Here is a 25,480-nt window from a genome sequence, read left to right as displayed (position 1 = left end):
GCGCAGAGGTCCAGCTGCCATTCGGAGGCGTCAAGAAGTCTGGCAACGGCTACCCATCGGCTCGTGAGGCCATCGAGGCCGTTACCGAGCGAACTGCGTGGACGATGAACAACTCGAAAGAGATCGAGATGGCACAGGGCCTCTCGGCTGACATCGTCACCCGAGACGACTGAGGTCACCAACCACCTCGGGCGACCCGCTCTGGTATTTGATATCTGCAAACTTTAAGGCGATCCTCGCGTAGTGATGGATATGACAGCCGGGTCGCCCGGGAACGGGGCCGAGGACGAACGCGACGGACCGCGCCAGATCAAATCGGTGCGCACAGCAGCGACGGTTATCGACGTTATCAAACAACACCAGGGTGGCAGTCTCGCCGAAATCTCGCGGGAACTCGAGTTGACCAAGGGAACGGTCCACACCTATCTGCAGACGCTGGTCGAGTGTGGGTTCGTCACGAGAGAGGACGGAGAGTACCGGCTGAGCTTTCAGTTTATCGCGCTCGGCGAGCACGTTCGGAACGAGACCGACCTCTACATGGCCGGCCACAGCGAGGTCGACGAACTCGCAGAGCGGACGGGCGAGTACGCCCACCTGATCGGCGAGGAGCGAGGCCGTGAGACGGTGCTCTACGAGAGTCGCGGGGAGTTCGCGGTCGCGATGGATTACCATCTCCGGATGCGCGAGACGCCCCAGCATCTCCACGACACGGCGGCAGGAAAGGCAATTCTCGCGCACGTGCCCGCAAATCGGCGCGACGAGATCATCGCGAACCAGGAGTTCGAACGCCAGACAGCGAACACGATTACGGACGCGGCCGAACTCCGTGAGACGCTCGCTGATATTCGCGAGCGGGGCTACGCGCTCAACGACGAGGAAGAAATTCGCGGGATGCGTGCGGTTGGTGCGCCCGTGCTTGGTCCGGACGAGACCGTCGTCGGCGCGGTCAGCGTGACGGCACCGACGAGTCGGCTGAAGGACGACCGGTTCCGAACGGCGATGCCCGAGCGGGTGATGGAAACGGCGAATCTGATCGAGGTCAACCTCGAAACGGCACGATTCGACAGTTGAAGCGGGTGGGTCCGACCCTACCTGATAGCCGACTCGTCCCGAATTTGCAAAGAGATATATGACCCTCGCCCGGAAATTCTGACAGTAGCTATGTTCGAGCAGAGACAGCCAACGGACCTGCGACCAGCACGAGACCGGCCACGAACGGTGGGTGAGCTTGGATGAGCGCTGAAGATGACACCGGCGCTGCTTCGGGAACAAACGGCGACCAGGACACGACCCACACCGCACGACTGCTCGGCGTGCCGCTCGATCTGGGAGCGAACCGCCGCGGCGTCGACATGGGGCCCTCGGCGATCCGCTACGCGGATATCTCCGCCGAACTCGATACCGCCGGCGTCGGCTGTGTCGACGATGGCGACCTCGAGGTCCCGCGACTCGAGACGAGTTCGCCCGCGTCCAACGCGGACGACTCCGGGGCAGCGTCGAACGCGAAATACCTCGACGAGATCGGCGAGGTAACGGCCACGCTCGCGGACGCCGTCGCGACGACGATCGACGACGGCGCAACACCGCTCGTCCTCGGCGGCGACCACGCAGTCGCGATGGGATCGATGTTCGGTGCCGGCCGCCACGCGGACGACGGGATCGGCGTCATCTGGTTCGACGCCCACGGCGACTACAACACGCCCGCGACCTCGCCAAGCGGAAACGTCCACGGCATGCCCCTCGCGGCCGCCCACGGCCGCGGCTCGTTCGCCGATCTCGACTGGGCCGACACGGACGCCGTCAGCGAGGAAAACACGGTCCTCGTCGGCATCCGTCGTCTCGACGAGGAAGAACGAGCAGCACTGCGTGAGAGCGAGGCGACCGTCTTCACCATGCGCGAGATCGACGAGCGCGGCATCACTGCGGTCGTCGAAGACGCACTCGAAATCGCCACCGACGGCGTCGACGGAATCCACGTAAGCCTCGATCTGGACTGGCTCGACCCGACGGTCGTCCCGGGCGTCGGCACCCCCGTCCGCGGCGGCGTCGACTACCGCGAAGCTCACGCCGCACTCGAGTTAGTCGCCGAGCGCGACCGCGAGGCAGACATCCTCCGGTCGATGGATGTGGTCGAGGTGAACCCGATCCTCGACCGAGATAATCAGACGGCGGAGGTTGCAGCGGAACTTGCGGCCAGTGCGTTCGGGAAGCGAATTCTGTAGGCGTGTGTGCTGGCTGGCTGTTCTGCTATCGATTTGTGTTTGATTGCAGTCAGTCCGGAAAATCCACCTATTTTAAGCCCCCCGGTGACAACCACCATGCATGCGACGCGAGACAGCAGAGCCGAGTGTATCGCAACTGCCAGGTCCGGCTGCATCTGAGTGGGTCGAGTATCACCAGCAAGCGGCAGCCACGAGCACGTACGTCTACGATTTCGTCTGGGATATTACTGCCGACGCGGAGGGGCCGTTCTGTACGGACCCCGACGGCAACGTCCTGCTCGATTTCACGAGTCACGTGGCCGCGGCACCACTCGGGTACAACAACCCGCTCCTGATGGAGAAGTTCGAGGAGTTCGACCTCGTCGACCCGCTCAAAATCGCCGGCCAGGACTTCTACGTCAGCACTGGCGGTTCGCCAGACGACGCCGAACTGCCCGGGCCTGCCCAGCTGATGAACACACTGACGGACATCACGGACCACTACGACATGGACACCGTCTTCCTCTCGAACTCCGGGGCGGAAGCGGTCGAGAACGCGATCAAACTCTGTTACGACAACTGCGAGCAGCCGAAGTACGGGCTGACGTTCGAGGGGGCCTTCCACGGCCGGACCCTCGGCGCGCTCTCGTTGAACCGCTCGAAGTCGGTTCACCGGCGCGACTTCCCCGAGATCAGCGGGATTCACGACGTCCCTCCCAGCATCGACGGCATCGAGCGCCTGCGCGAGAAACTCGACCCCAAGAGCGGCCACATCCCGCCGGAGCAGGTCGCGTTCCTCATCCTCGAACCGGTCCAGGGCGAAGGCGGCTACCGCGTCCCCGACGACGAGTTCATGCGCGAGGTGTCCGCCCTCTGTACAGAACACGACATTCCGTTGATCGCCGACGAGATCCAGACCGGCGTCGGCCGCACCGGTGAGATGTGGGCATCGGACCACTACGAGTTCGAACCGGACGTGATCACCAGCGCCAAGGCGCTCCGCGTCGGTGCAACGATTTCGCGCGAGGAACTCTTCCCCGACGAGGAGGCCCGACTCTCCTCGACCTGGGGTGCCGGCGATATCATCGCCTCGATGCAAGGGACGCTCACCCTCGCCGCAATCGAGGAACACGACCTGATTGCCCACGCTGCAAAGCAGGGCACGCTGCTCGTCGACCTCCTCACCGATGTCAAAGAGAGCCACGAGGACGTCGTCGACGACGTTCGCGGCCTCGGGCTTATGGGTGCGATCGAGTTCGACACCGCCGAGCGGCGCGACGAGGTCGTAGAGGCTGCGCTCCAGCGCGGCCTGCTCACCCTCGGCTGTGGGAAGAAAACGCTGCGACTGCTCCCGCCACTCGACGTACGCGACCGGGAACTCGAGATCGCAACCGATCTCCTCGAGGACTCGATCGCCGCGGTCGAGCCAGCCACGGTGGCGAACTAGGGGAGACGACTCGGCTCGCACTCGCGCTGTCGCTGTCGGATCTGATCACCAGCAGATCGCCAGTACAGTCGACCAGTAGTAGAGCCACAGCACTGTCGCGGGGTCGCCGTAGAGACCGCTTACCGGCCCTTGAACTCCGGTTCGTACTCGTCCTCAGCGAACGCCCGCGCCCCCTCTTTGTGATCGTCCGTCTCGAGTAGACTCCGGAAAAGCCGGCCGTCGTAGGCCCGCCCCTCCTCGAGTCCGGTCTGCGTTGAGATCGCTGCGGACTCCTTGATCGATTGGATGGCTAGCGGCGGCTGCGAGGCGAGTTGTTCGGCGAACGCCTGCGTTTCCTCGTCGAGATCGTCGCCGTAGACGCGGTTTGCAAGGCCGATTTCGGCCGCGCGCTCGGCGGAGATGTGCTCGCCGGTCATCGCGAGTTCCTTGGCGGTCGAGGGGTCTGCGAGTTCGGCGAGGTACTGCACCCCACCAGCGCCGGGCAGGAGCCCGAGGTTCACCTCGGGGAAGCCGAACGAACTCTCCTCGTGTGCGAATCGGAAGTCACAGGCGAGCGCCGTTTCGAGGCCGCCGCCCAGACAGTAGCCCCGAACCTTCGCGATGACCGGGGCGGGGAACTCCGCGATGAACTCGTAGTGGCTCTGCCCGGACTGCGTGCCGGGACTCGAGTCGCTGAACTCGGTGACGTCGGCACCAGCGCAGAACGTGCCGCCCGCGCCCTCGACGATGACTGCGCGGAGCGCGATGCCGTCGGCCTCGTCGTTCTTGGACTCGAGCCACTCGAGACTCCCGACGAGATCCTCGCGAAGCTGGGTGTTGAGCGCGTTCAGCGAGTCCGGTCGGTTCAGTGTGACGTGGCCGACGCCGGTGTCGTCGTCGAACGAGGCGAGCGTGGTGTCGAACTCGGTGTCGTGGTCCATAGCCGAGGCCACGGTAAACAGTCACATAATTTTGTCGACCAGTACAGCGGCTGCGCTGTGTCAGGCCCTTCTACTCATCTGCGAGAAGCCGATGAGTTCGAATTTCCTATAGCAGTATTAGGTTCATACCATTACTCCCTGAAATTCGGTGCCGCGTTCTGTGGCCCGCTATCGTGGTCTACGGCACGATCCGCCAGCAAAACCATCACCGCACTATTCTGCCCACCAGCGAATACATGAGTACTCCTGTAAAGGCTGATTGCGGCACGGCTGCCGTTCTCTAATCCGACTTGACCAGACTAAATTCCGATGGTACCGGATATTACCTGTACCGTGTTTCGACCATGACATCAGACGAACGACGCTGGTGGGACGAGAGAGTGGGTAGCTTGAGTACCACCCACTAGCCACAACTGAACTGCGACACGCAGGTGGCGGACTCGAACGAGTACACTGCCAGTGAATGCTGTGATGAACTACGGGGTCAATTATCTGCGCGTCAGTACCGATTTTGTCGTAGGTACTTCCGGGAGAGTCGAAAAGATTCTGTCGGTGGCCGGAGAAAGGGCGATAATGACAGACACACCGAATCGTTCCGTCGCGCGGGCGTTCACGATCGTCGACGAACTCTCGGAGAACGGCGGCGGCCGCGCCTCGGAGCTTGCAACGCGACTCGAGATGCCGGTGAGCACCGTCCACGACTACCTGCAGGCGCTCGTCGACACCGGTTATGTCACCGTCGAAGACAAGGTGTACCGCCCCTCCACGCGATTTCTCGAGGTCGGCCACCGGCAGCGCCACCGATTTGAGGTCGTGAAAGCGGTTCGGGACGAACTCGCGGCCGTCGCCGAGGAAACCGGCGAGCACGTGACGCTCCTAATCGAGGAGAACGATCAAGCGGTCATCCTCGCCGTGCAGGAGGGCTCGGAGGCGATCACGTTGTTCGCCTACCCCGGCGCACGGATGCCCCTGCACGTCACCGCACCGGGGAAGGCGATGCTCGCCCACATGGACCCCGAACGAGTCGAGTCGATCCTCGACCGTGGCCTCGTCGAAATCACTTCTCAGACGATTACCGATTCCGAGGTTCTGCTGGAGCAACTCGAGTTAGTCCGTGAACGAGGATACGCAGTCGACGAGGGCGAGCGGATCGCGGGAATGGTCTGTATCGCCGCGCCGGTGCTCGATAAGCGCGCCGAACTCCGGGGTGCAATCTGTGTCTGTGGACCGGAAAGCCGGCTCGATGAGGCGAGACGGGCAGAGATTGCGGATGTCGTGAAGCGGGCGGCGAACGTGACGCAGGTGAATCTGGACTACGTCTAGTCTTAGTAGCCGACGAACTCCGGATCGTCCTCACCGAAGAACGCACCGAGCCCGCGCTCGTAGTCCTCCGTTCGGGCTGCCTTCGCGATGGCGTCGGTCTCCGCAGCCAGGTGGGACTCGAGTCCCCGCTCGTAGCTCTCGGTCAGCAGTCGGCTGGCGGTACCGAGTGCGTGCGTCGGGCCGCTGGCGAGGTCGGCTGCGAGGGCAGCGACGTGGTCGTCGAACTCCTCGGACGGAACGACCTCGGTTGCGAGTCCGAGGTTGACGGCCTTCTCGGGGCCGATTGGCTCGTCTCGAAGGACGATCTCCTTCGCGTTCCGGAGGCCGACGAGGCGCGGCAGGAAGAACGTCGAGCCGCCGTCGCCGGTGAGCCCGATTCCAGGGTAGGCGAATCGCAGAGTCGTGTCCTCGCCGAGGACGAGCAGGTCGGGCATCAGCGCGAGGCTGAAACCGATCCCGGCGGCGATGCCGTTGACAGCGCCGACGACGGGCGTTTCGGTCTGTTGGAACTGGATAACCGCCTCGTGTGCGCGCCCGGCGAGCTGGCGCAGCCGCGCCGCGTCAGAATCGTCGCCCTCGAGTTGGGAGAGATCCGCGCCGGAGCCGAAGAACTGGCCCTCGTGGGTGAGGACGATACAGCGCGTCTCCTGGTCTTCGCCGAGCTCGGCCGCGACCGCGATCAGTTCGTCGGCCATCTCGAGTGTGAGCGAGTTACGGCCGGCGGTGCTGTCGAGCGTCACGGTGGCGATGCCGTCGTCGTGATCGACGGTGAGGTTCTCGTAGTCCGTCATGTCGGGCTGGGATTCGTGGCGGTGTTGGTTAACTGTTATCGTCGGCTGTGCCGGTGGTTTCGCTGTGTTCCAGTCTGAGACGCGAACAGCGTTGAGCACTGTTCCGGCATCGTCGGAAACTAGTCCGTGCTTGTGTTCGGTCTCGGGAAACCACTCTGTGCTTGCGTTCGGTCTCGGTAAACCATTCCGTGCTTGTGCACGTTCTCCGTGAATCGGACACTTTAGTAGGTCCCTCACGAATATTCGTCCATGGAACTGACGAGCGAACAGGAGCTTATTCAGCAGACGGTCCGGGAAGTCGTCGAAAACGAGGTTCGAGAGGGTGTTCACGAAGCCGACGAGTCGCAGACGTTTCCCGAGGACGTCTGGGACGAACTCGCCGAACTCGACTTGACCGGACTCACCGTTCCCGAGGAGTACGGCGGGATGGATGTCGACGAGATCACGTACAGTATCGTCAACGAAGAACTCGCCTACGGTCACCTCGCGGTGGCGACGGCGCTGTCGGTTCACTGTCTGGCAACGTCGTGTATCCGCGAGTTCGGTACCGACGACCACCGCGAGGAATGGCTCCCGGAGATGGTCTCGGGACGCCCCGTCGGCGCGTTCGCGCTCTCAGAACCCGACGCCGGCTCGAACCCGGCCGAGATGACGACGGAAGCCCGACTCGACGACGACGCCGGCGAGTACGTCATCAACGGGAAGAAGCAGTGGATCACGAACGGCGAGCGCGCGGGCGTCGTCGTGCTGTTCGCGAAGACGGACCGCGACGACCCGAATACTGTTACCCAGTTCCTCGTCCCGAAGGACACCGACGGCGTCGAGGTCGGCAAGAAGGAGGACAAACTGGGGCTGCGCGCGAGCGACACGACGACACTCATCTTCGACGATGTCCGGATCCCAGCGGAAAACCGCTTGACTGAGGTTGGGTCGGGGCTCAAAGCAGCGTTTTCGATCCTCACGGGTGGCCGGATCGCCATCGCGAGTCAGGCCGTCGGCGTGGCACAGGCGGCGCTCGACGCTGCAACCGCGTACGCGAACGAGCGCGAGCAGTTCGGCCAGCCGATCATCGAGCACCAAGCGATTGGGCACAAACTCGCGGACATGCAGACCGACGTGCAAGCGGCCCGCCTGCTCACCCGCGACGCCGCGCGCAAGAACGAGGACGGCGTCGACCCGACGGCGGCAGCCATGGCGAAGTACTTCGCGAGCGAGGCGGCCGTCGACGTGGCAAACGAGGCGGTGCAGGTCCACGGCGGCTACGGCTACACGAAGGACTTCGACGTCGAGCGCTACTACCGCGACGCGAAGATCACGACGATCTACGAGGGAACCAGCGAGATCCAGAAGAAGATTATCGCGCGCGATCTGAAGTCGAATTGAGGTCCGGACACCCGTATTGGCCTCCGGCTTACTCGTACTCGTAGAACCCCTTCCCCGTCTTCTTACCCAACTCGCCCGCCTCGACCTTCCGCTTCAGCAGGTAGGCCGGCTGGTAGCGATCCCCGAGTTCCTCGTGCAGCGTCTCGGAGGCGTGCAGACAGATGTCGAGACCGATGTGGTCGGCCAGCGTGAGCGGCCCCATCGGGACGTTCGTGCCGAGTTCCATCCCCGCGTCGATATCTTCCTTCGTGGCCACGCCCTCGTCGTAGGCCCGAATCCCCTCGTTGATCCAGGGCATCAGAATTCGGTTCGTGACGAAGCCAGGTTTGTCGTCGGACTCCCAGGTGGTCTTCTCGAGTGCCTCGGCGAACTCGTGGGCCAGCGCGGTGATCTCGTCGGTCGTCTTCTCGCCGACGACGACCTCGACGCCCTCCATGATTGGGACAGGATTCATGAAGTGCAGGCCGACGACGCGCTCGGGGCGTTCGGTCGCGCTTGCGATCGACGTGATCGAAATCGTGCTCGTGTTCGTCGCCAGCACGGCCTCGTCGCCGACGATGTCGTCGAGATCAGCGAAGATGTCGCGCTTGACGTCGAGGTCCTCGAGTGCGGCCTCCACGACGAAGTCGCACTCGGCGAGGTCCGCGAGGTTGGTCGTGCCCTCGATTCGGTTCCGGATCGTCTCGGTGTCCTCGCCGTCCGGGAGTGAATCGCGGTCGTCGAGGCGACCGAGGCTGTTCTCGATGGTGTCGAAGCCGCTCTCGACGTACTCCTGTTCGATGTCGCGGACGATGACGTCGTAGCCGTGCGTTGCGGCGACCTGTGCAATGCCGCTGCCCATCGTTCCGGCGCCGACGACGCCGACGCTATCGATCGAATCCAGGCTTCGGTGGTCCTGTGTCATACGCTGCTGTGCTGTCACGATCAGTATAAGTGTGCCGGATCGGCACCCAACACCGGACGACCGTTCAGAGAGTAACAACAAGACTTTAGATTCTTGCCAGAGATGTCCACACTAATGTTCGACCAGGAAGAGATAGACCAGATTCGCGAACAACGGGAACGGTGGGCCGAGGACACACTCGAGCCGACACTCGAGTCCCACGGTGAGCGCCAGGACCGATTCGCGACGGTCTCGAACCACGAGGTCGACCGACTCTACACCCCCGAAGATATCGCGGATCTCGAGTACGACGAGGATCTCGGATTTCCCGGCGAACCGCCGTACACGCGCGGCCCGTACCCGACGATGTACCGCGGGCGGACGTGGACGATGCGCCAGTTCGCCGGGTTCGGGACGGCAGAGGAGACGAACGAGCGATTCCACTACCTGATCGACCAGGGGCAGACGGGGCTCTCGACGGCGTTTGACATGCCGTCGTTGATGGGGATCGACTCGGATCACCCGATGAGTGAGGGTGAGGTCGGAAAGGAGGGGGTCGCAGTCGACACCCTACGGGATATGGAGATCCTCTTCGACGGGATCGACATCAGCGAGGTCTCGACCTCCTTCACGATCAACCCGTCCGCGGCGGTCATCTACGCGATGTACATCGCACTGGCCGACCAGCAGGACGTGCCACGCGAGGAGATCCGGGGGACCCTCCAGAACGACATGCTGAAGGAGTTCATCGCCCAGAAGGAGTGGGTCGTTCCGCCGAAGCCGTCGCTCGAGGTCGTCACCGACACGATCGAGTTCGCCGTCGAGGAGACGCCGAAGTTCCACCCGGTCTCCATCTCCGGCTACCACATCCGCGAGGCTGGCTCGACGGCGGCTCAGGAGGCCGCGTTCACGCTCGCGGACGGCTTCGCCTACGTGGAGGACTGTCTCGACCGTGGACTCGGCGTCGACGAGTTCGCCCCGCTGCTCTCGTTTTTCTTCAACTCGCACAACTCGATCTTCGAGGAGGTCGCGAAGTTCCGCGCCTCGCGCCGGATCTACGCCCGCGTGATGGACGAGTGGTACGACGCCGAGCGCGACGAGTCCAAGCGCCTGAAGTTCCACACCCAGACCGCCGGCCAGTCGTTGACCGCCCAGCAGCCGCTGAACAACATCACCCGCGTCACCATTCAGGCCCTGGCCGGCGTTCTCGGCGGCACGCAGTCACTACACACTAACAGCTTCGACGAGGCCCTGGCGCTCCCGAGCGAGAAGGCGGTCCGCGTCGCCCTGCGAACGCAGCAGATCATCGCCGACGAATCCGGCGCAGCCGACATCGTCGACCCGATGGGCGGGAGTTACGCGATCGAGAAGTTGACCCACGAGATGGAAGCCGAGATCATGGGCTATATCGAGGACATCAAGGAGATGGGCGACGGCTCCGTCCGCGACGGCGTCCTCGACGGCATCGATCAGGGCTACTTCCAGCGTGAGATTCAGGAGTCGAGCTACGAGTATCAAAAGCGCGTCGAGCGCGGCGAGGAGGTCGTCGTCGGCGTCAACGAGTACACCATCGAGGAGGATACCTCGCCCGAGATTCTCAAAATCGACGAGACGACCCGCGACCGTCAACTCAACCGGCTCGAGGAGGTCAAAGACGAACGCGACGACGAGGCAGTCGACGCCACACTCGAGGCGCTCTCCGACGCGATCGAGAGCGACGAGAACGTGATGCCGTATATCGTCGACGCGGTGAAAGCCTACGCGACGATGGGTGAGATCATGCAGGTGTTCGAAGACCATCACGGAGCGTATCAGGAAGAGCTGAGTCCGGTCTAGTTTCACCTTTAGATGATAGATACTCTTCAGACATATTCTATCAAGCACCATTCCACTCTTCTACGCAGCCATCTCACGAAATGGGCGTTAAGAGGAATTCAGTGACCGTCTCTGTCTTTTTCCACTTCTGGAACCACATACCGCGTGGAATCCGAGGGTGATCAGAGAGAACGCGACCACAACGTTCCAAAGTCGAATGTATGGTAGTTATTGTGATTTTAGCGACGGTTGACGATTATAAAATCACTTTTGTTATCTATTCAGATACCTCTGTGTTTTCTTACACTCCGGAACTGACCGCTGGGTGGCTACTCGAGTACACCCCGATTCATCGTCGAGTCACCGGTTCGGTCCGCGCGTGATTCCGGTGCCGAGTCTAGCTACGTCAGTTGCAGCGTTGCCGACACACGCTACAGGCGACCATACCCCGACAGTCACAGCGACACGTCGTTGATCGTCGTCGCCGGGAGCTCACCCTCGAAGACAGACTTGACGTTTGTCGCCGACTCCACGCTCATATCTCGCAACGACTCCGTCGTCTGCGCGCCGATATGCGGCGTGAGAATCACGTTCTCGTGCTCGAACAGCGGTCCCTCCGGCGTCGGCGGCTCCGCTTCGAAGACATCTAGTCCTGCTCCGGCGATAGTATCGGACTCGAGTGCGGCCGCCAGCGCGTCGCGGTCGACGACCTCGGCGCGGGCGGTGTTTATCAGGATGCCCGACGGCGAGAGGTACTCGAGTTCGTCGTGCGAGATGGCGTGTCGCGTTTCGGGTGTGAGCGGGGTGTGGATCGAGAGCACGTCCGCGCGATCGAGCAGGGACTCGAGTGAGTCGACCGCTGAGATAGAGTCGGGTAGTGTCTCCTCGTCGACGTAGGGATCGTAGGTGAGACAGGTCATGCCGAGGCCGGTAGCGAGGTCGGCGACGATGCGGGCGATATCACCGCAGCCGAAGAGGCCGATGGTGTCGCCGCGCAGTTCGTCAGTGGTGCCGTGGCCCTCCCACTCGCCGTTTCGGAGGCGGCGGTCGGCGTCGAGGAGGCGACGACGGACAGCGAGCATGAGCGTGATGGCGTGTTCGGCGACTGCGCGGGAGTTGACGCCGGGTGTGTTGGTGACGACGACGTCGTTGTCGCTGGCAGCGTCGACGTCGATGTTGTCGTAGCCGACGCCGTGTTTGGAGATGTGTTTCAGGTTCGAGGCGCGGTCGATGAACTCGGCATCGAGCCGTTCGATACGGGTGATGACGGCATCGAACTGGTCGGCGTTGGCGAGAAGGTGCTCGCGGTCGTCGAACTCGTCGATGTGGGTGGTCGTCGCGAACGACTCGAGTCGCTCCGGCCCAGCGGGATCGATCGTTGCGGGGAGGAGGACGTGCCACTGCGATTGTTCGTCTGTTTCTGCAGGTTCACCGTCGGCTACAGCTGCGTTTGGGTCTGACTCCGGCATACGACAGTGTGGTTTGCTCAGGCAGAAATAGCATGTGGTCGGTGCAAACACGTGGCGCGAGCTACTGTGTCGTCTCGGATATGGATGCTCGAAAAGAAGCGGTGATCGTACACCGCGTACGCGTACGTACTACCGCATATCAGTCGCACGAGAAGGTGATGAAGTAATCGAGACGCGAGAAGGCGAAGAGAGAGGCGTGGCGTTACCGACTGGTACTCGAGCCGCCCGGAACTGGCTGGTCACTCGAGACGTACTTCTCAGTGAAGAAGATCGCGACGAAGATCGCGATGCCGGCGAGCTGGCCGATCAGGTCCGGGTAGACCATGATGAACGCGCCGAGCCAGAACAGCCCGAAGCGTATCGGGATCTTGTACCGGCGGTCGAGCCGGAACGGGTAGTTGAGACCGTAGATCATGGTGATCGCGCCGAGCAGGATGGCACTCGCCGCGATCAACGACTGGGTCCCGATCTCGGTCGAGACGATCTCCGGGTGGTAGATGAACGACAGCGGGAGGACGAACAGCGGTGCGGCGATAGTCATCGCCGTCGCGCAGGTCTCCCAGAAGTTCGACTCCGCGATCCCGGAGGCAACGACAACTGCAATCGCGACCGGTGGTGTGACGCCGGCCATGACGGCCGCGTAGAACACCATGTAGTGGGCTGCGAGTTCGGGAACGCCGAAGTCGTTGACGAACGCCGGTGCCACGAGCGTCGAGGTGATGACGTACGCGGCGACCGTCGGCATGCCGACGCCCATCACGACGCAGACGAGCATGCCGAGGATGACGGCGATCAACAGGACGCCGCCGGAGATGTCCATCAGCATCAGCGCGATCTTCGAGGGGACGCCGGTGACCATCAGCAGGTCGACGACGCCGTTGACGGCGGCCAGGATGATTGCGATCGGTGCGAGGATGATCGCACCGCGGCGGAAGCCACCGACGGTGTTCCAGAACTCGGTGACAAACGCGTCGACGACGCGGTACTCGCGAACCGAGCGGAACGCGGGTCGAATGGACCCCGTCGACCACGAGTCGTCGAGTTGGACCTTTGTGGACTCCTTGCCCGTTGCGGTCAGGTAGAGCGACTGTAGGACAGGCGTCCCGATGCCGAGGACGACCATCGAGATGACGGTCCAGAACGCAGACGTCGGCACGGTCCACTGCAGGACGCCGAGCATAGTGATCAGGACTGCGAACGGAATCCCAAAGCGGATTCCTTCGACGATCTTGTCCGTCCGGGAGAGGCGCTCCTCGAACAGGTCGTCGAACTCGAGGTCCTGGCTACTAACCTCGCGGATCGAGGTGTAGTGGACGGCGACGACGATACTGGCGACGAGAATCGCGGCGGGGAGGAGGCCGGCAACGATGACGTCGACGTAGGCGATACCGAGGAAGGAGGCCATGACGAACGCGGACGCGCCCATCACTGGCGGGAGGACCTGCCCGGAGGTCGAGGCAGTGCCTTCGATCGCCGCGGCGGTTCGCGGACGGAGGCCGCTGTCCATCATCGTCGGGATGGTGAACGATCCCGTCATCCCGGCGTTTGCGGCGTAGCTCCCGTTGACCGAGCCGATAATCGCGCTGGCGAGGACGGCGGTCTGTGCGACGCCGGATTCGATGTACTTTGCGCTCACGATCGCCATCCGGAGGATGAGATCGAACGCACCATAGGCGAACAGGAGGCCGGCATAGAGGAGGAACGGGGCGATCAGTGCGGCGGTGAGCTGGGTCAGCGAGCCGAAGAAGCCGGCGAGGTCGGTGATCAACACCTGGAGCATGTACTCCGAGTTGATGCCGGCGTGGCTGAAGATGCCCGGCGTGACCTGGCCGAACAGAGCGTACAGCATTGCACCACCGACGAGCCCGAGGAAGACCTTCCCGTAGGATCGCCAGGTCAGATAGAGGATGACCGCGACGACCATCCAGGCGAGATGGTACTCGTGTTCGAGCGCCCAGCCCTGTCGGTTGATGTAGACGTCTTCGAAGTTGGCGAACAGGTACGCACAGGCGACGATCATCACGCTCGCACAGGCCGCCAGTATCAGGAGGTCCACGTAATCCTCGTCTGCGATCGACTCCGTGGCTTCGTTGAGGATGTAGAGGAAGAGGATCCCACCGAGGAAGACGACGGCGAACCGGGCGCGAGTCATCGATTGCGTGTACGCCCAGACGAGGATCGCCACCCAGAATATGACTGCACCAACGGTAATCGCGTTGTTGATAGAGCGTATCGTGGTGTCCTGGAAGTCGGTTAGCGATTTCGTATTTGTACTCATTCTTTCTGTAAGTTCTGCGTTTATTCGGTATAAAAACCGTCTCGAGAACGGCGTTAGTTGTAGTTACCGGCTTCGTCGGGGTCGCCGACGACCCAGTCGTCGTTCCAGGCATCGTTGTCCTGGTAGTACTCGGCTGCACCAGGGTGCCATGGGTAGTCGTCGATAGCCGCCGACGTCATCGCGTCGAGATCTTCCGGAACGAATCGTGGTTCGGCGTCACGTGCCGTATCACCGTGCTCGTGGGCGATTCGGGTGAGTTCGTAGACCTGCTCTGCAGGCGTGTCGTGGTGGAACGTAAACGTCACTTCGAGGTCCCAGGAGGCGACCTCGTCGGCGCCGATGTCCTGATCCCAGTTGAAGTCATCTTCGACGTCGTCGTATCGCGAGAGGCCGGCACCGGGGTACTCCTCGATCGCTTCGACGAGTGCGTCCGTGTGCTCGACGTAGCGGACGTCAGTTCGCGCGTCGTACTCGACGACGAAGCCGGTGTTGCCGACGCCCGGCGTCCCGTAGGCGATCGCGGCGTCGATGTTCCCTTCCTCCATCGCACCGGGTGCGTCGTCGACGTCCATGTCGACGATGTCCATCTCCTCGTAGACATCTTCGACCTGTGGCATCGACCAAACGTCGAGCGTCGTCGCACGGGTCGAATAGCCCGGCTCGGCAGGATAGACACTTGCGCCCGCGAGGTCGTCGAATGTTTCGATATCGGTGTCTTCGCGAGCGACGACGTAGATGCTGTAGGGGAACGCCAGAAAGCCCTGCCACGGAATCGTATCCACCGGATCGTCGGCGAACATGTCGTCACTCCCCATTGCCTTCGACATGGTGTTGGTGTCGACGATTCCGCCGTCGACCTGTCCTTCGTTCATCCGGTAGGTCGTCCCGACGTAGCCCGGACTCTCGACCGTCGAGTACTCGACATCCTCGCCGTGGTCGGAAACGGCCTGTTCGAATCCAAGGCCGACGTCCATCGTCCCGCCAGCAGAGGTACCCATCCGAACTGTGTTTCCGTCGTCATCACCCATACAACCCGCCAAGGCGAGTGCCCCGATCGCTGCACCACTCTGTAGGACACGCCGCCGGCTGGTGTTACCAGTAGACATGGTAACTCAACCATAGATCTTACATCGTATATAATCTTTGGTAGTATATAACGTATCATAATATGGATATAGAAATATCGGATTCGGTCGGAAAATTCTTGATTTAACACGCTGTCGGAGGCTATCTACATCTTATCCGATGAATGTCGATATTTTAAATCCTTGTTCGCTATTGACGGATTTTATACGTGGCGTTGTATATAACCATTATTCAGTATTGTGGTGGCGTGACTATTTGTCCCACGGACGATCCCGTACCCATCGATTCACTCGGTAGAGAACACACCCCGCGGCGAACGGTCGTTGGGCTCCGGTCACGGCGTTCGAACCAGAATTGCTGAACAATCGAACGCCACCGCGTGCGTTCGCTCTAGCAGTTGAGTGTGGAGGAAATTAGTTCTCGGACCCGCTGCGAACGGCTGCGAGTGCATCAGCAGAGAGGACACTCGAGAGCACTGACTCAGTGTGCTCGCCGAGCTGTGGTGGCTCATGGCCCGAGCGGGTCGTCGATCCGGAGAACTCGATCGGACAGAGCGGGAACGGGAGGTCGACGCCGTCGATCGTGAGATCGTCGAGCGTGCCGCTCTCTTTGAGGTGCTCGTCTTCGAAGACATCGACGGTGTTCTGGACGGGTGCACCCGGGAGGCCCTGGTCGCGGAACAGGTCGAACCACTCGTCGTTCGTTCGGTTCGCAAAAATGGGTTCGAGTTCGCTCGTCAGCGCGTCCCGGTTGGCGACGCGGTCGTTGTTGACGGTAAACCGGTCGTCGTCCGCGAGATCAGGCCGGTCAATCGCCTCACAGAACCCTACCCAGGTGTCGTCGCTGCCGATCGCGACGGCGAACCAGCCGTCTGCGGTCTCGAACGTGCGATACGGTGCCAGCGAGGGGTGGACGGTTCCCTGGCGTGGGTAGGGCTCCTCGGTGACGAACGTGCGACCGGCGCGCTCTGTCAGCCAGGAGACCAGCCCCTCGAACATCGGGACGTCGATGTACTGGCCCTCGTCGTTGTACAGTGCCGTCGTGATGCCGATGACGGCGTACATGCCGGCGCAGATGTCGCCGATCGGAATCCCCGGTCGGGCCGGCGGGCCGTCCGCCTGCCCGGTGATACTCATGCTGCCCCCGAGCGCCTGCACGACCATGTCGAACGCCGGCATATCGCGGTACGGCCCCTCGAGAAAGCCCGAGATCGAACAGTAGACCAGATTCTCGTTGACCTCGCGGAGGTCTTCGTAGCCGAGGCCCCACTTGTCCATCGTGCCCGGCCGGTAGTTCTCGATGAGCACGTCCGCGCTCTCCGCGAGGGACTCGAGTGCGGCCGCGCCCTCCTCGGAGGCCATGTTGAGTTCGATGCTCTGTTTGCCCCGGTTGAGCGAGGCGAAGTAGGCGGTGATCCCCGAGTCACCGATCTCGGGGCCGACGCTTCGTGTGATGTCGCCGCGTGTGGGTCGTTCGATTTTGATGACCTCTGCGCCCATATCTGCCAGTAGCTGGGTCGCGAACGGACCCGAGAGCATCTGCGTACAGTCGATGACGCGGACGCCCTCGAGTGGCGTGTTCGCGTTCGGTGCCGCGGTCGGTGTCGACGTCGGGGGTGCCATCGTCTTGGATGGTGTTCTCACACGTAATGAGCGCTCCGTTCTCGGAAGGCGTGTTGTCTGTGGTGCGTTATGCGGTATGTGTTGTACGGTGGTAGCCCAGACAACGCTCAGCTGACGCGACGAGGGAGGGTGGTCGTATGCGGACTCCAGGAGTTGACCGCGCTGGAAAACCACGAGATACAAAGAGCGAAGAACGAACCGTCCGGCTGAGGCGGTTATCCGAAGTACAGAAGCAACCAGTAGGCGAGCATCGCGAACAGACCGACGGCGAGGATGAGTTCGCTGATCGTGACGAGGGTCGGAATGTACGTTCGGACGCCATCGGCTGCGTTATCGTAGCGCTGATGAAGATCGTCGAGTGTGTTGACAAGCCGGGTTCCGATCGTCTCGTCTGAGGCCATACGTGAGCTATAGTGCGGGCAATGTTAAATCCATTCGTTTTGCGAGCACACCACACGGTTGTGTCCGTAGCACGTGTCAGTATCGGAACGCGGCCAGAATCGTCGCGGCGCTCGCGAGCAACGCGAGCATCAGGCCGACGAACGCGACGCCGTAAGTCGCCACGTCGGCCAGTAGCCCCACGTACGCAGGGCCGACGCTTCCGACGCCCATGTAGACCGTCCGAAAGCCACCGATATCACCGCCGGCGTTCGCATCGGGCAGGCGAGCCATCACGTACGCGAGCATCGGCGGGGTAAACGACATCAGGCCGACCGCGAAGATGGCGACGCCGACGAGGATCCAGGCCGTCGATTCCACGACGGAGAGGGCGAGCAGGCCGACGGTTCCGATCGCGACCGAACACAGTGCAGCCCTGAGCCGTCCGAAGCGATCGCCGAGGTTTCCCGACACCGGTTTGACGAGCATGCCGATGACGAACAGCGAGGCGAACGCGCTCGCCGCGACGCCGGCGGGAAGTCCCTTCTCGACCTGCAGAAACGTCGGGAGGAAGCTCACCGCGCCTTGCCAGGTGAGCATGAACAGGCAGAACGACAGGACGAGCAACTTCTGTTCCGGGCCGACGAGCGCCCGCGAAACGGTCGCGCGGAAGTCGAACTGCACGCGCTCTATGCTGTACGATTCGTCGCGCCAGGAGTGAAGCACCAGCGCAACCGCCACCGCAAGCACGATGATCGGCGGAAACGCCAGTCGCCAGTTTCCGGTCGCGAGTGCAACGGTCGCGAGCCCCGCAGAGAGCCCGCCGCCGATGTCCCAAAAACTGGTGTAGATGCCGAACGCTTTCCCCTGCTCGCCGGCGTAGAGTTCCGAGAGGTGCGTAAACCCTGTCGCTGGATAGGTCCCCGAGAACAGCCCGAGGAACGCGACACCCACGAGGTAGCCGAGGAACGTCGCCGACGCGGTGACGACGAGCACGCCCGCGACGAGGCCGAGGAGGCCGAACACGAGCACCGGGTGCCGTCCGAGTACGTCCGACACCCGACCACCGAGATATTGGCCGAGTGCGTTCAGTCCCCACATGATCGACAGCCCCGCGCCCGCCTGAAACGGCGTGATCGAGAGGTCGTTGATGATCGCCGGTAACAGCGGCGACATGACGAGCAGCCCAAGTGCAACCGTCCCGAAGCCAGCCGAGGTGGCACCGAGCAAATACGAACGCGGCGGCTGTGTCGACTTCGCTCCATCGGTTCTATCGGTTTCACCGGTTTGCTCACCTCGCTCGCAGTGCTCGGTAGCCGTCGCTGGCGCTGCGGTCGTGGGCGTCTCGTCGGCCGAGTCGTCGTGTCCGTGTGGTGGCTCTGTCATACAGTCCGCGGTCGCTCAGCGTGCCGTTCGAATTTCCGCCCGCTCGAGTTCCGATCCTCGTCTCTAGAACCCCGACGTTCCCTCGAGTGTATGCTCCTCGACGACATCCTCGTCGAGCTCGACACCGATACCCGGCGTCTCCGGCACCTCGATGTAGCCGTCCTGGATCAGCGGCTCGTCGCGCTGGATCAGGTCGTCCCACCAGTCGACTTCGAGTGCGTGGTACTCGAGTACGTCGAAGTTCGGAATCGCTGCGCCGAGGTGGACGCAGGCCATCGTGCCGACGGGGCTGCAGACGTTGTGTGGCGAGAGTGGGATGTAGTTCTCCTCGGCGCGGTCGGCGATGCGCATGGTTTCGCCGAGGCCGCCGACGGTGGTCGGGTCGGGGGTGACGATGTCGACGCCGTGGTCGTAGATGAGATCGGAGAGTTCGAAGACGCGGAAGCGGTTCTCGCCGGTAGCGACGGGGGTGCGGGTGGCCTTGGTGACTTCCTTCTGGGCCTCCATGTTCTCCGGCGGGACGGCGTCCTCGAGCCACATCAGATCGTACTCCTCGAGTTCGTAGGCGAGGCGCTTCGCGCTCTCGACGGAGTAGTCCCAGTGACAGTCGAAGGCGAGGTCGATTTCGTAGCCGATTTCCTCGCGGACGGCCTCGACGATCTGTCGTTTGTGCTCGATTGCGGCGTTGCTGAGCCGGCCGTTGTACGGGTCCGGGTCGTTATCCATCTCGACGTCGAGGTCGAATTTGAGGGCGGTAAAGCCCATGTCGACGACGCGGCGGGCCTCGTCGGCGTAGGCCTGGGGCGAGTAGGCGTCGGCGTCGGCGTACTCGGTGTAGCCGTCGTCGACGGCGTAGGCCTCGCCGGCGTGGCAGTCACAGTAGATGCGAACCTCGTCGCGGAGTTTGCCGCCGAGGAGCTGGTAGACCGGGACGTCTAAGATCTTGCCGGCGGCGTCCCAGAGAGCGATTTCGATGCCGGAGGCGGCGGTGATGACCTTGCCGGTTGTGCCGCCGTGGCCGGACATCTCCTGGATGATGCGCCGGTAGAGGCGCTGAACGTCGAGTGGGTTCTCGCCGATCAGGAAGCGCTTGGTGTACTCGACGAGTTCGGGGACGCCGCCGCCGCGGTAGGATTCACCGATGCCGGTGACGCCGGCGTCGGTTTCGATCTTGATGAGGTTCCACTCGAAGTTGCCCTCGACGACGCAGGATTTGATGTCGGTGATTTCGACGTCGCGCGATTCTGCTCGGTTCGTGATCTGGTTGGAGAAGTCTTTCATTGTGTCTCTTGTGTTGGCTGTCGTGTTGGTTGTCTGCTGTCGTGTTGATTGTCCGCTGTCTTGTAGTGTTGTCGGCTGTGATTCTCTGTGCCGCGGTCGGTTCGTCTCTGTGTCGCTGCCGACTGTGAGTCTCTATGATGGTGCCGGCTGGCTCTCTCGGGTCACCGTCGGTCCCGTAATCGAGCGAGTCGCCGTGTGGGTCTGACCGGTTGCGTTTCGGTTATAGCTCTTATGCCTCCCGTCGAAACTCATCGACCGCATCTCTGTCGATCTCGACGCCGTGACCCGGCTGGTCGGGGAGCGCGATCATGCCGTCGTCGTCCGGCGCGAGCGGCTCTGCGACGATATCGTCGAAAACCTTCACGTCCATATCGCGGTAGAAGTACTCCACCCAGAGCGCGTTCTCGATCGACCCCACGAGGGACGCGTGGAGGTTCCAGTTGTAGTGTGGCGCGATCTGAACGTCCAGTGCGGCGGCGTGGTGGGCAATCTTGAGCCACTCCGTGATCCCGCCACAGACCGTCGCGTCCGGCTGCAGCACCGTCGCCGCACCGTCGCTGTAGAGGCGTTCGAAATCGTAGCGCGGGCCCTCGAGTTCCCCCGTCGCGACGGGGTAGGAGATCGCCTCGTTGACCGCGGTCATCGACTCCGTGCTGTCGATCATCACGGGTTCTTCGATGAAGTACGGGTCGTAGGGTTCGAACGCGCGGCAGTTGCGGATCGCCTCGGTCGCGTTCGACCAGCCGCCGTTGGCGTCGAGCAACAGCGTGCGCTCGTCGCCGATCTCCTCGCGGACGGCGGCGACGCGCTCGGTCTCCTCCTCCACGGAGCGGCGACCGACCTTCATCTTGACGACGTCGTGCCCTTCGTCGAGGTAGCGCTGCATTTCCTCGCGCAGCCCCTCGTGGCCCTTGTCGTCACGGTAGTAGCCACCGCTCGCGTACGATGGGACTTCGTCGGCGTAGCCACCGAGTAACTTGTACAGCGGCTGGCCGGCGGCCTTGGCCTTCAGATCCCACAGCGCGATATCGACGCTCGAGATCGCACGCAGCAGGATGCCGGAGCGTCCGATCTGGACGGTGCCGTCGTACATCTCGCGCCAGAGGCGTTCGGTGTTTCGGGGATCCTCGCCGAGCAACATCGGTTCGAGGAGCGATTCGACCGCTTCCGAGATGAGATGCGCGCCCTCGTAGCCGAGGGAGTACCCCACGCCCTCGCGGCCGTCTGCCGTCCGAACGTAGGTGATCGCGTGATCGCGGTACGTCAGCGTCCGGTTGGAGAACGACACCGGCGACGCCAGCGGTATCTCTACGGGGACGCTCTCGATTGCTGTGATCTCCACAGTCGAGCACACGTGAAACGATACCAAAAACCGCGCACCATCCGGCAAGTATTCCCTGGAGATACTGTTCGGCTCGATGACGCGGGATGGTACAGTGCTACGAGCCGATAGTATATATGCCAGGCATTGAAACAACCAGCCATGGAGTTCCCCGATCGGCGCGACCTCGGAGAGCTGATCGAACCGCAAGCGACGCCGACGTTCGCGCGCGTACAGTACGAACCCGACACGGAGACGCTCGAGGACCCGCTCGAAACGGTCCGCTCGGAACTGCCCACGCTCGCACTCGACGAACTCGAGTCGGGTGCGACCGTTGCGGTCGGCGTCGGCAGCAGAGGAATACATGGAATCGGCGATATCGCGGCCGAGACGGTCTCGTACCTCGACGAGCAGGGGTTCGACCCAATCGTGGTTCCCGCGATGGGGAGTCACGGCGGCGCGACGCCCGAGGGCCAGCGCGAGGTGCTCGAGGCGCTCGGAATTACCGAGGACCGACTCGACGCACCGATCGAGGCCACGATGGCCGTCGAACAGATCGACGAGATCGAGATCGGCGACGTGACGACACCCGTCTACTTCTCCACGGCTGCACTCGAGGCCGACGCCGTGCTCGTGATCAACCGGGTCAAGCCCCACACCAACTTCACCGGACGGATCGAGAGCGGCTGTTGCAAGATGCTCACCGTCGGCCTCGGCAAACAGCGTGGCGCGCAGGCGTTTCACTCGACGGCGCTCTCGGAGGGCTACGTGCCGACGATCGAGGGACTGACCGACGCGATTCGCGATGCCGTCCCGCTGCTCGGCGGCCTCGCACTCGTCGAGAACTTCCACGAGGAGACCGGCCATATCGAGGCGATTCCGGCAGACGAACTCGAGTCGCGCGAACCAGCACTTCTTGAGCGCGCGTACGACGAGATGGCGACGCTGCCGACGGACGAAATCGACCTGCTCGTGGTGGACGAACTCGGGAAGGAGATCTCGGGTGCGGGGATGGATACGAACGTCATCGGCCGCTATCGGGTGATCAACGCGCCCGACCCGGCAAATCCCTCGATCGACCTTATCTACGCACGCGGGCTCACGGAGAAGACGAAGGGGAACGGCAACGGCATCGGCCTCGCGGATATCACCCGCAAGCAGGCCCTCGAACAACTCGATATCCAGAAGGTTTACGCGAACGCGCTCACGAGCGGGTCGCTCGCCAAGGCGAAGCTGCCGCCGGTCGCGCCGGACGACGAGATTGCACTTCGGGTCGCGCTGAACGCGCTCGGCGGCTACGATCCCGACACGGTTCGGGTCGCCTGGATCGAGAACACGACCGACCTCGGCGAGTTCTACGTCTCCGAGGCACTGGCGGACGACCTCGCCGAACGCGGGGAACTTACGATTATCGAGCGAGCGAGCCTGCAGTTCGAGGACGGATCAGCAGTTTTTGAGGCCTAATACCCGGTGAAAGCGCGCTGCAGAAGAACTCAGCAGTGGCGGACCGATTGCTATTCCACGATGTGATCCCGCGAGCCCGCATCCGACGCGTAGGTCGCGTTCAACTCGAGTTCGTTCGCTGCGGCGAGCATCATATTCGGAATCTCTTCGTCGAGCCACTCGCCCGTCAGTCGGTGAGAGGGACCGGCAACGGCCAGCGCGCCGATCGCTCGGCCGTCGCGCTTGACCGGAACGGCCGTCCCGTTGAGTCCGTCGACGTGCTCTTCGCGGTTGAAGGCAACGCCGCGCTCGCGGACCGTCTCGAGTTCCTCGTAGAGTTCCTCCCGGTCGGTGATCGTGTTGGCCGCGTGTGCGGGCAGCCCCCACTGGTCGAGAATCTCGTCGACGCGCTCGCGCGGGTAGTGGGCGAGAATCGCCTTTCCAGCCGAGGAGGAGTGGAGGTGAATCTGCCGACCGACGCCGAAGCCGACGCGGACGGCCTGGCTGCCGGTCTCGACGTGCAGGTAGATCCCGAGGCCGTGGTCCTCGACGACGAACTGGGCCCGCTCGCCGGTCTCCTCGGCGAGCGCCTCGACGTGGCGCTGGGTCATCTCGTAGGCCGGGTCGCGCGTCTGGGCAGCACGGCCGAGTCGCGCAAAGCGCAACCCGAGCTGGTAGCGTTCGCCGTCCCGTGAGACGTATCGCATATCGTGGAGCGTCTGGAGATGCCGGTGGGTCGTGCTCTCGGCCAACTCGAGTTCGGCCGCAATCTCGGAGAGGCGAGCAGGTCCGACCTCCTGGAGTGTGTGAACGATCTCGAAGCTAGTTTTCGTGGCTTGAATTGTTTCCTCGTTCCGTTCCACCATACTCCTACTCTGACGGACCGGTACTTATCAGTTCCGCATAACGGAATTCATGACGGCAGTACGACAACGGCGGGTGGTGACAGCAGGGGGAGTGAGTTACTGAGTAACGCCGGTTTCGACAACAAAGACAGGCTCAGTTCCTCAGCAGAGAGCACAGATCCGTTCTTCAGGGCGGAATCTGTTACTCCACTGTGCGTGGGTGCAAAGGGAGATCACTCAAATTATTACACACGTACAGTTGTAATTCACAGCATGTGTAGTACTGACACGACCGGAAATTGATGCCTGTTGGCTGTGCAAGATGGTGAGAAGAGCCCCACTGTCGGCTCTGCCCGTACTTTCCGTGGAACGGAATTGGTTGCGTCTCTCGTGGCATGTACAACCTTACCGCAACGCGAACCTTTTTGCCGCTTTCCTCTGGCCTTACGGACGATATGGATCTACAGATCGACGGCAACGCGGCACTCGTCACGGCGTCCTCGAGTGGACTCGGAAAGGCGTCTGCGAAGGCGCTCGCCCGCGAGGGCGCGAACGTCGTGATCAACGGTCGCGACGAGGACCGACTCGCGGACGCGAAAGAAGAGATCGAGGCGGAGGCGACCGGCGAGGTCGTCGCCCAGGTCGGCGACCTGACCGACGAGGACGACATCGAGACACTGGTTGAGACGACTGTCGACGAGTTCGGGGGTATCGACCACCTCGTAACGAGCGCTGGTGGCCCACCGTCCGGTCCGTTCCTCGATACCGACGACGACGACTGGTATCACGCCTACGATCTGCTCGTAATGAGCGTCGTTCGACTCGCCCGCGAGGCTGAGCCGCATCTCCGCGAGAGCGACGAAGGGACCATCGTCAACATCACCTCCCGAAGCGTCAAGGAAGCGATCGACAGCCTCGTGCTGTCGAATTCGGTCCGCATGAGCGTCATCGGACTCGAGAAGACCCTCTCGAAGGAGTTCGCGCCGGACGTGCGAACGAACGCGGTCCTCCCCGGTCCCCACGAGACCGAGCGCATCGAGGACCTCGTCAACCAGGCCGTCGACCGCGGCGACTACGACTCCTACGACGAAGGGCTCGACGACTGGGCGAGCAACCCACTCGAGCGCGTCGGCGACCCGATGGAACTGGGCAACACCGTCGCGTTCCTCTCCTCGCCGCTGTCGGGGTACATCAACGGTGAGAGCGTCCTGATCGACGGCGGTTCGACCGGTGCGAACCTATGAAACCGGTCGAGTTCGACGACGCTGAGACCTACGAGCCGGACGAGGGCTGGCGACGGGTCTCGATGGCCGGCAGCGACGAGTTCTCTTTCGAGTGGTTCGAGAAGCCACCGGGCCACAGCTCGCCGATGCACGACCACGAGAACGAGCAGGTCTGTCTCTGCCTACAGGGCGAGCTGACGATCGCCACGGAGGACGACGAGGTCACACTCGAGCAGTACGACTCCGTCTGGCTCGACGCCTGGGAGAGCCACCGCGTCGAGAACACCGGCGACGAACTGGCAGTCGGCCTCGACGTGTTCGCACCCGGCCGCTCGTTCGACTTCTGGACGGACCGAGACGACTGAACAGCGGCTCAATTCGACTT

General features: G+C 62.7%; 21 protein-coding genes and 1 pseudogene. 10 read left to right on the top strand and 12 right to left on the bottom strand.

The genetic code is table 11. The annotated features are described in order from the left end of the window. The 4 genes and pseudogenes from BBD46_RS23195 to BBD46_RS13835 all read left to right on the top strand — a co-directional run. Nucleotides 1-173, top strand: a pseudogene (locus BBD46_RS23195) (aldehyde dehydrogenase); the annotation flags it as partial. Between the two features lie 79 nt (nt 174-252). Then, entirely contained in the window at nt 253-1,071 is an 819-nt protein-coding gene (locus BBD46_RS13845; protein ID WP_071402295.1) for an IclR family transcriptional regulator, read from the top strand. 161 nt (nt 1,072-1,232) lie between these two features. Beyond that, complete coding sequence (rocF, locus tag BBD46_RS13840) at nt 1,233-2,222, top strand: arginase (protein WP_071402285.1); 990 nt, start codon at nt 1,233-1,235, stop codon at nt 2,220-2,222. A 100-nt stretch (nt 2,223-2,322) separates the two neighbouring features. Continuing rightward, complete coding sequence (locus tag BBD46_RS13835; RefSeq protein ID WP_071402284.1) at nt 2,323-3,648, top strand: aspartate aminotransferase family protein; 1,326 nt, start codon at nt 2,323-2,325, stop codon at nt 3,646-3,648. Nucleotides 3,649-3,767: 119 nt separating this feature from the next. On the opposite strand, the gene BBD46_RS13830 is transcribed toward BBD46_RS13835, so the two are convergent. Beyond that, complete coding sequence (locus BBD46_RS13830; protein WP_071402283.1) at nt 3,768-4,568, bottom strand: enoyl-CoA hydratase/isomerase family protein; 801 nt, start codon at nt 4,566-4,568, stop codon at nt 3,768-3,770. A gap of 573 nt (nt 4,569-5,141) precedes the next feature. Between BBD46_RS13830 and BBD46_RS13825 the strand changes: the two genes are divergently transcribed. Further along, a complete protein-coding gene (locus BBD46_RS13825; protein ID WP_071402282.1) occupies nt 5,142-5,891 on the top strand; it encodes an IclR family transcriptional regulator in 750 nt (249 codons plus the stop codon). A gap of 2 nt (nt 5,892-5,893) precedes the next feature. Here BBD46_RS13825 and BBD46_RS13820 read toward each other — a convergent pair whose 3' ends face one another. After that, nucleotides 5,894-6,682, bottom strand: a complete 789-nt coding sequence (locus BBD46_RS13820) for an enoyl-CoA hydratase/isomerase family protein (protein WP_071402281.1) — start codon at nt 6,680-6,682, stop codon at nt 5,894-5,896. Between the two features lie 249 nt (nt 6,683-6,931). On the opposite strand from BBD46_RS13820, the gene BBD46_RS13815 reads away from it, so the two are divergent. Next, nucleotides 6,932-8,065, top strand: coding sequence for an acyl-CoA dehydrogenase family protein (locus BBD46_RS13815; RefSeq protein ID WP_071402280.1), 1,134 nt, complete (start codon nt 6,932-6,934; stop codon nt 8,063-8,065). A gap of 28 nt (nt 8,066-8,093) precedes the next feature. On the opposite strand, the gene BBD46_RS13810 is transcribed toward BBD46_RS13815, so the two are convergent. Then, the gene (locus BBD46_RS13810) at nt 8,094-8,969 is read right to left on the bottom strand and encodes a 3-hydroxyacyl-CoA dehydrogenase family protein (protein ID WP_071402279.1); all 876 of its coding nucleotides are present in this window, start codon (nt 8,967-8,969) and stop codon (nt 8,094-8,096) included. A gap of 114 nt (nt 8,970-9,083) precedes the next feature. Here BBD46_RS13810 and BBD46_RS13805 point away from each other — a divergent pair, with 114 nt between their 5' ends. After that, nucleotides 9,084-10,784 (top strand): acyl-CoA mutase large subunit family protein, encoded by a 1,701-nt coding sequence (locus BBD46_RS13805; protein ID WP_071402278.1) that lies wholly within the window; start codon nt 9,084-9,086, stop codon nt 10,782-10,784. A gap of 434 nt (nt 10,785-11,218) precedes the next feature. On the opposite strand, the gene BBD46_RS13800 is transcribed toward BBD46_RS13805, so the two are convergent. The 8 genes from BBD46_RS13800 to BBD46_RS13765 form a co-directional block, all read right to left on the bottom strand. Then, nucleotides 11,219-12,232 carry a hydroxyacid dehydrogenase gene (locus BBD46_RS13800; protein ID WP_171908207.1) on the bottom strand — a complete coding sequence of 338 codons (1,014 nt, stop codon included), beginning with the start codon at nt 12,230-12,232 and terminating at the stop codon, nt 11,219-11,221. Between the two features lie 202 nt (nt 12,233-12,434). Beyond that, nucleotides 12,435-14,510, bottom strand: coding sequence for a TRAP transporter permease (locus BBD46_RS13795; protein ID WP_071402277.1), 2,076 nt, complete (start codon nt 14,508-14,510; stop codon nt 12,435-12,437). 53 nt (nt 14,511-14,563) lie between these two features. Then, nucleotides 14,564-15,616 carry a TAXI family TRAP transporter solute-binding subunit gene (locus BBD46_RS13790; RefSeq protein ID WP_071402276.1) on the bottom strand — a complete coding sequence of 351 codons (1,053 nt, stop codon included), beginning with the start codon at nt 15,614-15,616 and terminating at the stop codon, nt 14,564-14,566. A 393-nt stretch (nt 15,617-16,009) separates the two neighbouring features. Further along, entirely contained in the window at nt 16,010-17,218 is a 1,209-nt protein-coding gene (locus tag BBD46_RS13785) for a CaiB/BaiF CoA transferase family protein (RefSeq protein ID WP_071402275.1), read from the bottom strand. Nucleotides 17,219-17,433: 215 nt separating this feature from the next. Next, nucleotides 17,434-17,619, bottom strand: a complete 186-nt coding sequence (locus BBD46_RS13780) for a hypothetical protein (RefSeq protein ID WP_071402274.1) — start codon at nt 17,617-17,619, stop codon at nt 17,434-17,436. 76 nt (nt 17,620-17,695) lie between these two features. Continuing rightward, nucleotides 17,696-18,982 (bottom strand): MFS transporter, encoded by a 1,287-nt coding sequence (locus tag BBD46_RS13775; RefSeq protein ID WP_084777759.1) that lies wholly within the window; start codon nt 18,980-18,982, stop codon nt 17,696-17,698. Between the two features lie 63 nt (nt 18,983-19,045). After that, a complete protein-coding gene (locus BBD46_RS13770; RefSeq protein ID WP_071402273.1) occupies nt 19,046-20,263 on the bottom strand; it encodes a mandelate racemase/muconate lactonizing enzyme family protein in 1,218 nt (405 codons plus the stop codon). Between the two features lie 229 nt (nt 20,264-20,492). Beyond that, nucleotides 20,493-21,605, bottom strand: a complete 1,113-nt coding sequence (locus BBD46_RS13765; protein WP_071402272.1) for a mandelate racemase/muconate lactonizing enzyme family protein — start codon at nt 21,603-21,605, stop codon at nt 20,493-20,495. Between the two features lie 141 nt (nt 21,606-21,746). Here BBD46_RS13765 and BBD46_RS13760 point away from each other — a divergent pair, with 141 nt between their 5' ends. Next, complete coding sequence (locus tag BBD46_RS13760; protein ID WP_071402271.1) at nt 21,747-23,048, top strand: DUF362 domain-containing protein; 1,302 nt, start codon at nt 21,747-21,749, stop codon at nt 23,046-23,048. Nucleotides 23,049-23,098: 50 nt separating this feature from the next. Here the strand turns inward: BBD46_RS13760 and BBD46_RS13755 are convergent, their stop codons facing one another. After that, a complete protein-coding gene (locus BBD46_RS13755) occupies nt 23,099-23,893 on the bottom strand; it encodes an IclR family transcriptional regulator (protein ID WP_071402270.1) in 795 nt (264 codons plus the stop codon). Between the two features lie 434 nt (nt 23,894-24,327). Here BBD46_RS13755 and BBD46_RS13750 point away from each other — a divergent pair, with 434 nt between their 5' ends. After that, a complete protein-coding gene (locus BBD46_RS13750) occupies nt 24,328-25,116 on the top strand; it encodes an SDR family oxidoreductase (RefSeq protein WP_071402269.1) in 789 nt (262 codons plus the stop codon). Further along, nucleotides 25,113-25,460, top strand: a complete 348-nt coding sequence (locus BBD46_RS13745) for a cupin domain-containing protein (RefSeq protein WP_071402268.1) — start codon at nt 25,113-25,115, stop codon at nt 25,458-25,460. Before BBD46_RS13750 ends, BBD46_RS13745 begins: the two co-directional genes overlap by 4 nt. Nucleotides 25,461-25,480: the final 20 nt, after the last annotated feature.

The sequence above is a fragment of the Natrialba sp. SSL1 genome, assembly GCF_001861355.1.
In the GTDB taxonomy this organism is placed as follows: domain Archaea; phylum Halobacteriota; class Halobacteria; order Halobacteriales; family Natrialbaceae; genus Natrialba.
Note: the sequence above shows the minus strand (reverse complement) of the source record. Positions and strands in the feature narration are given on the sequence as shown.

Excerpts from the sequence above, each read along its gene's own strand:
- BBD46_RS13845 (WP_071402295.1), top strand. The coding sequence starts at position 253 with ATGACAGCCGGGTCGCCCGGGAACGGGGCCGAGGACGAACGCGACGGA.
- rocF (WP_071402285.1), top strand. The coding sequence starts at position 1,233 with ATGAGCGCTGAAGATGACACCGGCGCTGCTTCGGGAACAAACGGCGAC.
- BBD46_RS13835 (WP_071402284.1), top strand. The coding sequence starts at position 2,323 with ATGCGACGCGAGACAGCAGAGCCGAGTGTATCGCAACTGCCAGGTCCG.
- BBD46_RS13830 (WP_071402283.1), bottom strand. The coding sequence starts at position 4,568 with ATGGACCACGACACCGAGTTCGACACCACGCTCGCCTCGTTCGACGAC.
- BBD46_RS13825 (WP_071402282.1), top strand. The coding sequence starts at position 5,142 with ATGACAGACACACCGAATCGTTCCGTCGCGCGGGCGTTCACGATCGTC.
- BBD46_RS13820 (WP_071402281.1), bottom strand. The coding sequence starts at position 6,682 with ATGACGGACTACGAGAACCTCACCGTCGATCACGACGACGGCATCGCC.
- BBD46_RS13815 (WP_071402280.1), top strand. The coding sequence starts at position 6,932 with ATGGAACTGACGAGCGAACAGGAGCTTATTCAGCAGACGGTCCGGGAA.
- BBD46_RS13810 (WP_071402279.1), bottom strand. The coding sequence starts at position 8,969 with ATGACACAGGACCACCGAAGCCTGGATTCGATCGATAGCGTCGGCGTC.
- BBD46_RS13805 (WP_071402278.1), top strand. The coding sequence starts at position 9,084 with ATGTTCGACCAGGAAGAGATAGACCAGATTCGCGAACAACGGGAACGG.
- BBD46_RS13800 (WP_171908207.1), bottom strand. The coding sequence starts at position 12,232 with ATGCCGGAGTCAGACCCAAACGCAGCTGTAGCCGACGGTGAACCTGCA.
- BBD46_RS13795 (WP_071402277.1), bottom strand. The coding sequence starts at position 14,510 with ATGAGTACAAATACGAAATCGCTAACCGACTTCCAGGACACCACGATA.
- BBD46_RS13790 (WP_071402276.1), bottom strand. The coding sequence starts at position 15,616 with ATGTCTACTGGTAACACCAGCCGGCGGCGTGTCCTACAGAGTGGTGCA.
- BBD46_RS13785 (WP_071402275.1), bottom strand. The coding sequence starts at position 17,218 with ATGGCACCCCCGACGTCGACACCGACCGCGGCACCGAACGCGAACACG.
- BBD46_RS13780 (WP_071402274.1), bottom strand. The coding sequence starts at position 17,619 with ATGGCCTCAGACGAGACGATCGGAACCCGGCTTGTCAACACACTCGAC.
- BBD46_RS13775 (WP_084777759.1), bottom strand. The coding sequence starts at position 18,982 with ATGACAGAGCCACCACACGGACACGACGACTCGGCCGACGAGACGCCC.
- BBD46_RS13770 (WP_071402273.1), bottom strand. The coding sequence starts at position 20,263 with ATGAAAGACTTCTCCAACCAGATCACGAACCGAGCAGAATCGCGCGAC.
- BBD46_RS13760 (WP_071402271.1), top strand. The coding sequence starts at position 21,747 with ATGGAGTTCCCCGATCGGCGCGACCTCGGAGAGCTGATCGAACCGCAA.
- BBD46_RS13755 (WP_071402270.1), bottom strand. The coding sequence starts at position 23,893 with ATGGTGGAACGGAACGAGGAAACAATTCAAGCCACGAAAACTAGCTTC.
- BBD46_RS13750 (WP_071402269.1), top strand. The coding sequence starts at position 24,328 with ATGGATCTACAGATCGACGGCAACGCGGCACTCGTCACGGCGTCCTCG.
- BBD46_RS13745 (WP_071402268.1), top strand. The coding sequence starts at position 25,113 with ATGAAACCGGTCGAGTTCGACGACGCTGAGACCTACGAGCCGGACGAG.